The sequence below is a fragment of the Prescottella sp. GW823-FHT02E09 genome (genome assembly GCF_058797375.1).
The window spans coordinates 373,012-386,056 of record NZ_JBXAJP010000002.1; the positions used below are offsets into that span (position 1 = coordinate 373,012).

The window sequence follows — 13,045 nt, forward strand, 5'->3', positions numbered from 1 at the left end:
GGCGTCAGCCCAGACGCTCGCGCAGGCGCTCCGACACCAGCGCCGCATGCTCGGCGATCGCGACATTTCCGGATCGCTCCGCGAACCGGGCCAGACCCTCCCACCGCGACGCGAGAGCCTCGGTCCGGGGCGCCGACAGCTGGTGTCCGCGCACCGCGGCGATCCGTGTGTAGTCCTCGGGCAGGAACAGGAAGGTGCTGAGCCACACCCACACGAGCTGCGCGTCGATCACCCGTTCGGTGAGGAAATCGTCGTCCGCGAGCACCGGCCACATCCCGACCACCTCGGCCCGCCACGCCTCGGTCATCGCGCTGGCGCGCTCGTACGACAGGTCGATGCTGCACAGGCACGCCGGGAACGACACCAGTGCGTACGCGAGATCGAGTGTCGCGTCCCGGAAACCGCCCCACTCGTAGTCGAGGAACCGGACACCCTCGTCGTTGACGATGATGTTGTCCGGGCACAGATCGGACGGGCTGAAGGCGCGGAACCGACCGCCGCCGAAGAGTTTGCCGGCGCGCGCCGCGATGGCGAGCACCTCCGGCGGTACGTCGATGTCGAGGTGCTCGGCGAGCAGCCCCGGCACCGCCTCGAGCGAGGCGGCCGCCTGGTCGGCGACCACGTCGCCGCAGTGTGCCACCTCGGCACGCCGCAGAAGCGCGGTGAAGTCCTCCTCACGTCCGACGGTCGCGGCATGCATCCGCCCGAGTGCCTGCGCCATCGCCATCAGCGAATTCGTGACGGTGTCCGGATCGGCGTTCTTGAGCAGCGTGGCGAACGGCGTGGAGTCACCGAGGTCACCGAGGACCAGCAGTCGGGTCTCGAAGTCGTAGGCCAACAGTTCGGCGCCCGGACGACTCTCGGTCGCGAGTGCGGTCGCGAACTGGTAGGAGACGGCCTCACGGAGAAAAGCGACGTCGACTGTGGTGCTGTCCACCAGGCCCTCGAACTCGATGCGCCGCGGGTCGGCCTTGCGCGACGTCTCGCGGACCTGCTTGATCACCAGCGTCCGCGGCAGCGAGAACGGATTCTCGGCGACCCGGACGCGAAGGACGACGGTGCGGCCGCTCCCCCCGAGATCGACGGGGTCGACGAGTCGGACCGGTGCCCCGGTCCGACGAGTGAGCAACTTCTCGGCTGCGGCAACTACCTCGGAGAGGGGTTCCGCCAATATTGCGGTCATCGATCACCAACCTACCCGGCCGCACCGCTCACGGCCCGGCATTCATCCCCCGCCCCGCCGCCCAGATCTCGACGACCTGGGCGAATGCAGGGTTGCAGGTCGGTTACGGTCGGTTTTCCGTGTGTCGGCCGAGAACGATCGGACGACGAAGCCCCGCGCCACATCGTGCGTGACGCGGGGCTCCATCTCGGCGTTACTTGTCGTCCGCAGCGGGCGGCTCCGGCTTGAAGTCGATGCCCGACTCCTTGCGCTGCAGCGCCGTGATCGCGGCGGGCGCGTCGGTCAGCGGGTCGACGCCGCCGCCGGACTTCGGGAACGCGATGACCTCACGGATCGAGTCGACGCCCGCGAGGAGCGCGGTGATGCGGTCCCAGCCGAACGCGATGCCGCCGTGCGGCGGGGCGCCGAACGCGAAGGCGTCGAGCAGGAAGCCGAACTTCTCCTCGGCCTCCTCGTGCGAGATGCCCATCACCTTGAAGACACGTTCCTGGATGTCCTTGCGGTGGATACGGATGCTGCCGCCGCCGATCTCGTTGCCGTTGCAGACGATGTCGTAGGCGTAGGCCAGGGCCGAACCCGGGTCGGTGTCGAACGTGTCCATCGACTCCGGCTTGGGCGAGGTGAACGCGTGGTGCACGGCGGTCCAGGCGCTGTAGCCGAGGGCCACGTCACCGCTGGCGGTCGCGTCGGCGGTGGGCTCGAACATCGGGGCGTCGACGACCCACACGAACGCCCAGGCGTCGGGGTCGATCAGGTTCTGCTTGCGGGCGATCTCGCCGCGGGCCGCGCCGAGCAGCGCGCGCATCGGCTTCGTCGCGCCGGCCGCGAAGAAGATGCAGTCGCCCGGCTTCGCGCCGACGTGCGCGGCGAGGCCCTCGCGCTCCGCATCGGTGAGGTTCTTCGCGACCGGGCCACCGAGCGTGCCGTCCTCGCCGACGAGGACGTAGGCGAGGCCCTTGGCGCCGCGCTGCTTGGCCCATTCCTGCCACGCGTCGAGCTGCTTGCGGGGCTGGCTCGCACCGCCCGGCATGACGACAGCACCGACGTATTCGGCCTGGAAGACGCGGAACGTGGTGTCCTTGAAGAAGTCCATGCACTCGACGAGTTCGATGTCGAAGCGCAGGTCGGGCTTGTCGGAACCGAAGCGGCGCATCGCCTCCGCGTACGTCATCCGATCGATCGGCGTGGTGATCTCGTGCCCGATCAGCTTCCACACCGAGTGGAGGATCTCCTCGGCGAGCAGCATGACGTCGTCCTGCGTCACGAAGCTCATCTCGATGTCGAGCTGCGTGAACTCGGGCTGGCGGTCGGCGCGGAAATCCTCGTCGCGGTAGCAGCGCGCGATCTGGTAGTAGCGCTCGATGCCGCCGACCATGAGCAGCTGCTTGAACAGCTGCGGGCTCTGCGGCAGCGCGTAGAAGCTGCCCGGCTGCAGGCGCGCGGGCACCAGGAAGTCGCGGGCGCCCTCAGGCGTCGATCGGGTCAGGGTCGGGGTCTCGACCTCGACGAACTCGTGGTGCGCCAGCACCGAGCGCGCCGCGGCATTGGCCTTGGAGCGCAGTCGGATCGCGTGGCCCGGGCCCTCGCGGCGCAGGTCGAGGTAGCGGTACTTCAGGCGCGCTTCCTCGCCGGCCTGGTCGTCGAGCTGGAACGGCAGCGGGGCACTCTCGTTGAGCACCTCGAGCTCGGTCGCGTTGACCTCGATCGCACCGGTGGGGATCTCGAAGTTCTGGTTGCCCTCGGGGCGCACCTCGACGGTGCCGGTGACCTTGACGCAGTACTCGGCGCGCAGTCGGTGCGCCTGCTCGAGCACGTCGCCCGCGCGGAACACGACCTGGGACACACCCGACGCGTCGCGCAGGTCGATGAAGATCACCCCGCCGTGATCGCGCCGCCGCGCCACCCAACCGGTGAGGGTGACGGTCTGCTCAGCGTGCTCGGGTCGTAGCGAGCCGGCCAGGTGGGTGCGCAGCACGGGATTCCTTTCACAAACTTCCAGCACAGTTGTCGATCCGTGCTTCCAACACGGTGTCCTGTCTGGTGCGATCCTACGGAGGCACCTCGCGTTATCGCCAAACGCATGCCGGATTACTGGAAAGCTGTAACGACCAGCACAGGCGTTTCGGACAGGGAGCAAGCGCAATGACGTTCAACGACGATGTCCGCATCAATGCCGGACGCGTCTCCGTCGGCGGAGGCGGAGGCGGCGGGCGCGGTGGCAAGTTCGTTCTCGGCGGCGGCGCCGGAGGCCTGATCGTGCTGGTCCTGGCGCTCCTGCTCGGCGGCGACCCGGGCTCGATTCTCGGCGGTCTCAGCGGCGCGACCGGGACGCCCCTGGACTCCGGCACCAGCGCGGTCAGTGGCGCGGCCCTCGAGGACTGCGAGTTCGGCACCGACGCGAACCGTGACGTCGACTGCCGCGTGGCGGGCACCGCCGAGAGCCTCGACGCGGTGTGGGGTACCCAGCTGCCGGCGCAGGCCGGGGTGAATTACGTTGCGCCGGAGGTCGTCCTGTTCGCCGGTGCGATCCGTACCGGCTGCGGCAACGCGACCAGCGATGTGGGCCCCTTCTATTGCCCGGCCGACTCCACGGCCTACTTCGACACCAGCTTCTTCCAGCTCCTCGTCGACCAGTTCGGCGCCAATGCCGGTCCGCTCGCGCAGGAGTACGTGGTGGCCCACGAGTTCGGCCACCACATCCAGAACCAGCTCGGCGACATCGGACGGGCACAGCAGGATCCACGCGGTGCGACGTCGCAGGCCGTGCGCACGGAACTGCAAGCCGACTGCTACGCGGGCATCTGGGCGCACTACGCGTCCACCCAGCCCGGCCCGAACGCGCCCCAGCCTTTCCTGAAGCCGCTTTCGGACAGCGACATCCGCGACGCCCTGTCAGCCGCGTCGGCGGTGGGCGACGACCGGATCCAGCGGTCGGCGGGCGCGAGGGTGAACCCAGAGGGCTGGACCCACGGGTCGTCGGACCAACGCCAGGCCTGGTTCCTGGCCGGCCACGACACGGGCAAGGTGAGCGCGTGCGACACCTACTCGGCGCGCAGCCTGGACAATCCCCCGGCGCTGCGCTGAGGGCCTGCCGCATAGCCTGTCTTCGACACTCGCAGTAGATCGTTCGAAGGAGGCCGCCGTGGCTACCCTGCACCGCGAGCGCGCGCTCGCCGCACCCGACGAGGTTGCGCTGCGCGACAGCCGCGCCGAGTGGTCGTGGTCCGACGTCGAATCGGTCGTGAACCGGGTCGCGAACGCGCTGCGCGAGAACGTCGTCGGCCCCGATCGACGGGTCGCGGTGTTCGCACGTAACTCGGCGGAGACGGTCCTCGCGCATGTCGGCATCATCTACGCGGGCTGCTCGCCGGTACCGGCGAGCTATCACCTGACGGCCCCGGAACTGGCCTACCTCCTCGAGGACTCCCGCGCCGACGCGCTGTTCGTCGGCCCCGAGACGGCGGCGGTGGGCGCGGAGGCGGCCCGCGCGGCTGGGGTACCGCTGGTCGCGGGCTGGCGCGTGGCCGGCCAGGGCGTCGTCGACTGGGACGACTGGCTCGCCGCGGCGTCGGATGCCGCTCCCCCGATTGATGTTCCGGCGCTGCCCTTCCTGAGCTACACGTCGGGCACCACCGGCCGACCGAAGGGCGTCAACAGCCTCGCCGGGAGCCCCGATCCGGGCGCGAGCGTCGACCGGTACGTCCGATCGATGGGCACGCTGCCACTGGCGCAGTGGCCCGGACATCTCGTCGTCGGTCCGCTGCACCACACCGGCCCCCTCGCCGGCGTCCGACTGGTCGCGGCAGGCCTGCCCGTCACGGTCCTCGAGAGGTTCGACGCCGAAACCGTGCTCGCGACCATCCAGCGCCACCGCATCGCGACCACACTGATGGTGCCCACCCATTTCCACCGTCTGCTGTCTCTGCCCACTGCGGTCCGCGCCGACTACGACGTGAGTTCACTGCGGCTCGTGACGCATACCGGCGCGCCGTGTCCACGCGACGTCAAGCTCGCGATGATCGACTGGTTCGGGCCGGTGCTGTACGACTCGTACGGTGGCAGCGAATCCGGGCCGTTGTGCGGGATCTCGAGCGCCGACTGGCTGGAGCGGCCCGGCAGCGTCGGGCGGGTGCGACCGCCGTTCGTGCGGGCGGTGGCCGTGGACGCCGACGGCAACGAACTGCCGGCGCGCGTCGAGGGCCGACTCGCGTTCGAGGAACGCGACGGGCGGTCGGTCGCCTACCTGAACTCGGCGGACAAGACGTCGGAGGCGCTTGTCCGACCGGGCCTGTTCACCCTGGGCGACGTCGGGTACGTCGACGACGAGGGCTTCGTCTTCATCACCGACCGCGAGACCGACATGATCATCTCCGGCGGCGTCAACATCTATCCGGCGGAGATCGAGCAGGTACTCCTGGCGCATCCGGAGGTCGCGGACGTCGCGGTCATCGGCGTTCCGGACACCGACATGGGTGAGTCGGTGCGGGCCCTGGTCGTCCCGCGCGACGCCGCCCGGCAACCCGATTCCGACGCTCTCCTCACCCACTGCCGCGATCAGCTCGCGGGCTACAAGATCCCCCGGACGATCGAGTTCCGGGAGACGCTGGGGCGCAGCAACATGGGCAAACTCGCCAAACGCCTGCTGCGGGCGCCGTACTGGAGCTCCGCGCATTCGGGGTGACGCCCCGGTCACCGTGGACATCGCCCCCACCGCTTGGTATAGATTAATTATCTAACCAATTAGCCGTCGGAGCGACACTCGCCGCGCCGACGGCGACCGAGGAGGTCGAGTGATGGCCGAGGCATACGTCGTCGATGCCGTTCGCACCGCAGTGGGCCGGCGGAACGGCGGACTGTCCGCCGTCCATCCGATCGACCTGGGAGCGAGCGTGATCCGATCGATCGTGAACCGGACCGGCGTCGACCCGACAGCCCTCGACGACGTCATCTTCGGCTGCGTCGACGCGATCGGCGGCCAGGCCGGCAACATAGCGCGCACCGCGGCGCTGGCGGCCGGCCTGCCCGAGACGGTCCCGGGTGTCACCGTCGACCGCCAGTGCGGATCCAGCCAGCAGGCACTGCACTTCGCCGCGCAGGCGGTCCTGAGCGGCACCGCGGATCTGGTCGTGGCGGGCGGCGTACAGAACATGAGCCGAATTCCGATCTCCGCGGCGATGACCGTCGGACAGCACTACGGCTTCGACGATCCGTATTCGGGTTCGGCCGGATGGGACCGCCGCTACGGCACGGAGGAGATCTCCCAGTTCCGTGGCGCGGAGCTGATCGCCGAGAAGTGGGACATCAGCCGTGAGCAGATGGAGCGGTGGGCCCTGCGCAGTCACGCACGGGCGCGCGACGCGATCCGCACGGGACGGTTCGACTCGGAGATCGTTCCGGTCGGCCCTGCCGCGGTCGACGAATGCCCCCGTGAGACGAGCCTCGCAGCCATGGCTGCACTTCCGACCCTGCGTGAGGGTGGACGGCTCACCGCCGCGCTGGCGAGCCAGATCTCCGACGGCGCCAGCGCCGTACTGGTCGCCTCCGAGGCGGCCGTCGCAGCGCACAACCTGGTCCCCCGCGCCCGGATCCATCACCTCAGCGCCCGCGGCGCCGACCCGGTCTTCATGCTCAGCGCCCCGATTCCGGCAACGGAGTACGCCCTGCACAAGACCGGGATGAGCATCGACGACTTCGACGTGATCGAGGTCAACGAAGCGTTCGCGTCGGTGGTGCTGTCGTGGATCGCCGAGACCGGAGCCGCCCCCGATCGGGTCAACGTCAACGGCGGCGGTATCGCGCTCGGTCACCCCCTCGGCGCCACCGGAACCAAGCTGTTCACCACGCTTCTGAACGAACTCGAACGCCGCGGCGGACGGTACGGACTGCAAACCATGTGCGAGGGTGGCGGCACCGCAAACGTGCTGATCGTCGAGAGACTCGGTTGACGCCCCGGCGCATCCGGAACGCCGAGGCACCGCCCTCGAGGTCAGAACAGGGTCAGCGCGGGCGCCGCGCCGGCACCGACCAGTTCGCGGTGGTCGGGCGCGGGGACGTCACGATGTTCCGAACGCCCACCCAAGCCGTAGCTCTCGACCATCGGCTCGACCCGCGCCCTGAGCCAGGCCTTGTACTCGGGAGTGACGTAGGCGCCGCGACCGTAGAGCTGCCGGTACCTCCTGACCAGGGCGGGATGTTCGGACGCGAGCCAGTTGAGGAACCAGCCACGGGTGCTGCCCCGCAAGTGCATCGGGAAGATCGTCACCCCGGTCGCACCGGCGTCGGCGATGGCCGACAGCAGCCCGTCCAGATGCGCGGTCGAGTCGGTCAGGTACGGGATCACCGGAGCCACCATGACGTTGCACGGCAGCCCGGCGTCGGTGACGGCGCGGATGAGTTCGAGCCGCGCCCGCGGCGACGGCGTCCCCGGCTCGACGGCCTTCTGCAATTCCGGGTCGTGGATCGCCAGCGACACGCCCACACCGACCGACACCCGCTCGGCTGCGTGCCGCAGCAGTGGCAGATCCCGGCGCAGCAACGTGCCCTTCGTCAGAATCGAGAAGGGCGTGCGTGATTCGGTGAGCGCACCGATGATCCCGGGCATCAACCGATAGCGTCCCTCGGCGCGCTGGTACGGGTCGGTGTTGGTGCCGAGCGCGACGTGGTCCCTCTTCCACGAGCGACGCGACAGCTCGCGACGGAGCACCGCGGCGATGTTCATCTTCACCACGACCTGCGAGTCGAAGTCGTGCCCCGAATCGAGGTCCAGATACTCGTGCGTCGGCCGGGCGAAACAGTAGCGGCACGCGTGACTGCACCCACGGAAGGCGTTGACGGTGAAGCCGAACGGCAGCGACGCACCCTCCGGGACCTTGTTGAGCGCACTCTTGCAGAGCACCTCGTGAAAGGTGATTCCCTCGAACTCCGGCGTCTGGATGCTCCGCACCAATCCTGCGCGCTCGAGACCCGGAAGCGCGCCGTCGTCCGCGTCGAGCGTCTGACCCTGCCACCTCATGAACCCAGTCGAACATGTGTACTAACCCATGTCAACCGATTCTTCGAAGAAATGTTCGAGATATCTGGATGCGGACGCAGGCCACATGCCCGAAACATCGGCCTGCCACAATCTTCGACCATGACCAGAAAGAACATCTCCTCCGGCTCCGAGTGGGAGCCCAAGATCGGTTACTCCCGCGCGGTGCGGATCGGGAACCAGATCGCGGTGTCCGGTACCACCTCCCCGGGCGCGACCCTCGAGGAGCAGACGCGAGGAGCGCTCGCGACCATCGCGGCGTCCCTGACCGAGGCCGGGGCGTCGCTGGACGACGTGATCCGCACCCGCATGTACCTGCGCGACATGTCTAAGTGGGAGGAGGCAGCTGTCGCCCATGGTGAGGTGTTCGGCGAGATCCGCCCGGCCGCGACGATTCTCGAAGTGAGTGCTCTCATCGATTCCGATCTGCTGATCGAGATCGAGGCCGACGCCGTCGTCACCGACTGAACAGGTGCCGCCGTCTCGGGCCGCACGGTCGAGGTCTCCTCGGCAGTGCGGCCCGAACCATTCGACGACCGAAGGGCGTGTCGCGGCCCCGGCAGTCCCTCCGTCAGAAGAGGAGGACGCCGCGCATCGCCAGCCAGGAAATGGGATCGGTCTTGATTCCGCCCGGAAGATCGACCTCGAAGTGCAGGTGCGGGCCGGTCGAGTTGCCGCGGTTACCGACGTTGGCGATGCGCTGGCCGGCGAACACACGCTGACCGACCGAGACGAGGTTGGCGTCGTTGTGGCCGTACGTGGTGATGGTGCCGTCGTTGTGCCTGATCCGGACCCACAGACCGAAGCCCGACGCCGGGCCCGCGTTGATGACGGTGCCGTCGGCCACCGCGTAGATCGGCGCCCCCATGTTGGCGGCGATGTCGATACCCATGTGCCCGCCGCCGAATCGGGTGGTGATCGGACCGGACGCCGGCTTGACGACGCCGCCGAGTCCACCCAGGCTGCCGAAGGGCAGTCCCGAGCTGGAGCCGAGGTCGAAGCTCTGGAGCGCTCCGGCAACGTCGTTCAGCGTCGACGCTGCGTCGTTCAGGAACTGCGCCACGTCGGCCGATCCCGGTAAGGGTGGAAGCGCGGGTTGCGCCGATGCGGTCGATGCGGACCCGACCACGAGTGCTGCCGTCAGCCCTGCACCTGTCAATGCACCCGCAACCAACCGCCGGAATCCCAACCGCAACTTCGCGCTTCCCATGCGTGCACCCTTCTCGAAGATCGAATCAGATCCGGATCGGACCGGTGGAACCACAAGAAATCGAGCCCGCTCGATCACGGGTGGAACAGAGTCCGACGATCCCGGGAATCAGTCGTCGAGCCGAACGAAGACACGACGTCGACATCATCTGCGCGGGTCCGCCTTTCATCTGGGATGGCGCAACCCCGCGCACCAGTCCTGTCGGTTTCCTTGTGTGCGGTGACGGTAGCAATGACTGAGCGATCCGGCGACCGATTCGTTTCAGTTCATCCGAAGTGACGGGGCTAGATTCCCATCGACCGGGCGATCGCGGGCCAGTGGTTGTGCAGGTCGTCCTGCCAGTAGCCCCACGAGTGCGTGCCGCCGGGCTTGAAATCGAAGGTTGCCGGGATGTTCAACTGAGCGAGACGATTCGCCAGGTTGTGGGTGCAGTAGTTGGTGGCCGCCTCGATGATGCCGCCGACGATGATCTGGTTGGCGAGCGCCCCCGCCTGCCCGTTGATTCCGGGTCCGTTCAACGTCTCGTGCGGTCCGGGCAGCCCGGAACCCGTGGTGATGTAGAGCTCGGTTCCCCGTAGCTTCTCGGCATTGACGACGGGATCGTTTGCGACCCACCCGGGCCCGTCCAGGGGACCCCACATGTTGGTGACGTCGACGCCGCCACGGACACCGGTCACCACCTGGATGGCGTTCTTGCCGGCCCACGTGCTGGTCTCGGCACAGCCGCTGTAGGAGCCGACACTCTTGTAGAAGCCGGGCCTGGCGATCGCGTAGTTGAGCACCGAGGTCGCGGTCATCGAGATCGCTGCGATGGACTGGATCTTGTTGGTACCGAAGGCCTCGTCGATCACGGGCGGGAGTTCCTGCGTCATGAACGTCTGCCACTTCTGGCGCCCGAGTTTCGGATCGTCGTTCACCCAGTCCGCGTAGTAGCTGAACGCACCCTCGAGCGGCGTGACGACGTTGACGTTCTCGTCCCGGAAGAAGTTCATGACATCGGTCTTGCGCTGCCAGGTGGCCGAATCCTCGCCGCCACCCGCGCCGTTCAGGAGATAGAGCGTCGGCCGGGGCTGACTCCGGTCGGCGGGGAGAATGACTTCGAGCGGAATGTTGCGGCCCATCGCGGCCGAGTACACCGCGATGGTGACCTTACGATCCGAGTTCTTCGTAGTTTTCACCAGGTAGGACCCCGAGACGTCCGACGCGGCGGTCACCTTCGTACCCGATGCGTCGCCACCTGCGGATGCCGTGGCCGGCACCGCGAGCAGTGACGCGGACGCGACCACCGCGGCGGCCATGACCCGGGCACACCCGAACGTCGAATTCCCCATGCGAATTTCCTCCCGAGCGAACCGAATCCACCGCGCCACCGAACGGGCCCACGGATGATGATCGAACCGGCAACCGGGTCGCCCCCTCAACTCGGCACCAGCGCAGGACCATACCGGCCGAAGGGTCCAGTGTGTCCCGATCGCCGACGTCGGGCCGTGATTCACCCCCGGTTTCACCACCGGCGTGGCCGGGTCGACGACCCGAGCGAAGGGCCTAGGCCCGGGCTGTCCCGTCGATGATCGACTGGACCACCGCCCCGTAGCGGCGGACGAGGTCGTCGCTGTCGAGGGTGTCCGTCGGCATGAGGCCCATCGTCCGCAGACCCGTGGCGAGGCCGAGGAGCACCGCGACCACCATCTGGGTGGGCAGTCGATCCGCAGTGGTGTCACCGATCTTCGCGGAGATGGCGCCGACGTAGCGTTCCCGCGCCTCGGCCTGGGCGGCGTCGCGATCGGGCGCCTCGTGGATGAGCAGCGGCATCATCACCCACGGCTCGGACTCGTCCGCGTCGCGCCGTTCGACGATGTTCCGCACCATGCGGTACCCCACCGACTCGTCCTCGCAGACGTGCGGATCGTCTGCGGCGGACGGCAGCGACGGCGCCGCGGCCGAGTACAACTCGGCCTTGCTCCCCATGAGTTTCATGACCATCGCCGGCGAGCACCCGGCGCGTTCGGCGACGTCCTTGATCGTGGTGGCCGTGTAGCCACGGTCGGCGAACAGGGCACGCGCCGCGTCGATGATGTTCTCCCGCGTGGTCTTTCCGCTCACGTGGCCAACCCTAGTCACGATGCCGTCTCGACCCGCGCCTCGGCGGACGCCTCCACGACCGTGGACATCGGCACCTTCCGTGTCGTCCGGGGGATGAACCAGGCGACGGCGGCCGCCAGGATCGCCATGCCACACGCGACGGCGAACACCGTCTGGAAGGCGGCGAGCGTGGGCAGCGGGACCCCCGCGACGTCGAGCGTCATCGCGGTGAGGAGGGCGGTGACCACGGCACTCGAGGTCGAGGTTCCGATCGAGCGGAGCAGCGAGTTCAATCCGTTGGAGGCGGCGGTTTCCGAGATCGGCACGGACTGCATGATGAGGATCGGCATCGCCGAGTACGTGATTGCCGTGCCGATGTTGACCACCATCGAGCCCAGGATGATCAGCTCGATCGAACCGTTGAACAGGACGCGGACCACGTAGGCGACCGCGAGGATCAGTGCGCCGGTGATGAGCGTGATCCGAGCGCCGAATCGTGTGGTGATCTTCGCGGACAGCGGCGAGAACACCACCATCGACAGCCCCGCCGGCACCATGCACAGTCCGGCGACGAACACGCTGAGCCCGAAGCCGTATCCGGTGGCCTCCGGCATCTGGAGTTGCTGGGTGGTCGAGAGCATGTTCGCGAACATCGCGAACCCGACGATCATCGATGCCAGGTTGGTGAGCAGGACCGGGCGACGCGCGGAGGTCCGCAGATTGACCATCGGATCCTTCACCCGCAACTGATACGGCATCCAGATCGCGAGCACCACCACCGCGAGCACGAAGCAGCCGATCGTTCGGCCGGTTCCCCAGCCCCACGATCCGCCCTTGGAGATACCGAGCAGGAGCGATGCCAACGCGACAGACAGGATGAGTGCGCCCAGGTAGTCGAACCGTCCCGGCGTCCGCACCTTCGATTCGGGGACCACGAACACCACTGCGAGGAACAGCAGCGCCCCCGCCGCGGCCGACGTCCAGAAGATTGCGTGCCAGCCGAGGTTCACGTAGATGACGCCCGCCAAGGGAAGTCCGAGCGCGCTGCCCATCCCCAGTGTCGCGCTCATCAGTGCGGTCGCCGCCGGAACCTTCTCGCGCGGAAGTTCGTCGCGCATGATTCCGATGCCCACGGCGATCAGCGACGACGCGAATCCCTGCAGGCCGCGTCCGATCAGCACTGCGACGAACGTGCCACCGAGCGCGGCGACGAGCGACCCACACACCATCATTCCCATCGCGACCAGCATCATGCGCCGCTTGCCGACCATGTCCGCCAGACGCGAGACGATCGGAGTTGCCACGGCCGCCGTCAGCAGCGTGATCGTGACCAGCCAGAACGCGTCGTCTGCGCTCACTCCGAGGATGTCCCGAAGATCGGGTAGCAGCGGGACGACGAGCGTCTGCTGCAGCGAGACGATCGTGCCGCACAGGCACAGCACCGCGGTGATGGCCGCGCTGGATCGGCGAGCGGGTGACGGAGCTTCCGAGAGCGGCGCGGTCGCGGGACGTGCGGACAATGGATCATCTCCGAAGTGCA

10 protein-coding genes and 1 pseudogene are annotated in these 13,045 nt (G+C 68.1%); 4 read left to right on the top strand and 7 right to left on the bottom strand.

Features of this window, described 5'->3' with window-relative positions; all coding sequences use genetic code 11:
- Positions 1–4 precede the first annotated feature (4 nt).
- Together AC1RIF_RS05885 and aspS are read right to left on the bottom strand one after the other, a co-directional pair.
- Entirely contained in the window at positions 5–1,183 is a 1,179-nt protein-coding gene (locus AC1RIF_RS05885; RefSeq protein WP_492600439.1) for a kinase, read from the bottom strand.
- Between the two features lie 193 nt (positions 1,184–1,376).
- Positions 1,377–3,158 (bottom strand): aspartate--tRNA ligase, encoded by a 1,782-nt coding sequence (gene aspS, locus AC1RIF_RS05890; RefSeq protein WP_492600440.1) that lies wholly within the window; start codon positions 3,156–3,158, stop codon positions 1,377–1,379.
- Between the two features lie 167 nt (positions 3,159–3,325).
- On the opposite strand from aspS, the gene ypfJ reads away from it, so the two are divergent.
- The 3 genes from ypfJ to AC1RIF_RS05905 all read left to right on the top strand — a co-directional run bounded on the left by ypfJ (position 3,326) and on the right by AC1RIF_RS05905 (position 7,128).
- Entirely contained in the window at positions 3,326–4,267 is a 942-nt protein-coding gene (gene ypfJ, locus AC1RIF_RS05895; protein ID WP_492600441.1) for a KPN_02809 family neutral zinc metallopeptidase, read from the top strand.
- 58 nt (positions 4,268–4,325) lie between these two features.
- Positions 4,326–5,864, top strand: a complete 1,539-nt coding sequence (locus AC1RIF_RS05900) for an AMP-binding protein (protein WP_492600442.1) — start codon at positions 4,326–4,328, stop codon at positions 5,862–5,864.
- A 112-nt stretch (positions 5,865–5,976) separates the two neighbouring features.
- The gene (locus AC1RIF_RS05905; protein WP_492600443.1) at positions 5,977–7,128 is read left to right on the top strand and encodes an acetyl-CoA C-acetyltransferase; all 1,152 of its coding nucleotides are present in this window, start codon (positions 5,977–5,979) and stop codon (positions 7,126–7,128) included.
- A 41-nt stretch (positions 7,129–7,169) separates the two neighbouring features.
- Here AC1RIF_RS05905 and AC1RIF_RS05910 read toward each other — a convergent pair whose 3' ends face one another.
- Positions 7,170–8,195 (bottom strand): Rv2578c family radical SAM protein, encoded by a 1,026-nt coding sequence (locus tag AC1RIF_RS05910; protein WP_492600444.1) that lies wholly within the window; start codon positions 8,193–8,195, stop codon positions 7,170–7,172.
- A 120-nt stretch (positions 8,196–8,315) separates the two neighbouring features.
- Between AC1RIF_RS05910 and AC1RIF_RS05915 the strand changes: the two genes are divergently transcribed.
- Positions 8,316–8,681, top strand: a complete 366-nt coding sequence (locus AC1RIF_RS05915; protein ID WP_492600445.1) for a RidA family protein — start codon at positions 8,316–8,318, stop codon at positions 8,679–8,681.
- A gap of 103 nt (positions 8,682–8,784) precedes the next feature.
- Here AC1RIF_RS05915 and AC1RIF_RS05920 read toward each other — a convergent pair.
- From AC1RIF_RS05920 to AC1RIF_RS05935, 4 genes and pseudogenes are all read right to left on the bottom strand, one after another.
- A pseudogene (locus AC1RIF_RS05920) lies at positions 8,785–9,192 on the bottom strand (M23 family metallopeptidase); the annotation flags it as partial.
- Positions 9,193–9,707: 515 nt separating this feature from the next.
- Positions 9,708–10,754 carry an alpha/beta hydrolase gene (locus tag AC1RIF_RS05925; protein WP_492600446.1) on the bottom strand — a complete coding sequence of 349 codons (1,047 nt, stop codon included), beginning with the start codon at positions 10,752–10,754 and terminating at the stop codon, positions 9,708–9,710.
- A 214-nt stretch (positions 10,755–10,968) separates the two neighbouring features.
- A complete protein-coding gene (locus AC1RIF_RS05930; protein ID WP_492600447.1) occupies positions 10,969–11,526 on the bottom strand; it encodes a TetR/AcrR family transcriptional regulator in 558 nt (185 codons plus the stop codon).
- A 14-nt stretch (positions 11,527–11,540) separates the two neighbouring features.
- The gene (locus tag AC1RIF_RS05935; protein WP_492600448.1) at positions 11,541–13,025 is read right to left on the bottom strand and encodes an MFS transporter; all 1,485 of its coding nucleotides are present in this window, start codon (positions 13,023–13,025) and stop codon (positions 11,541–11,543) included.
- Positions 13,026–13,045: the final 20 nt, after the last annotated feature.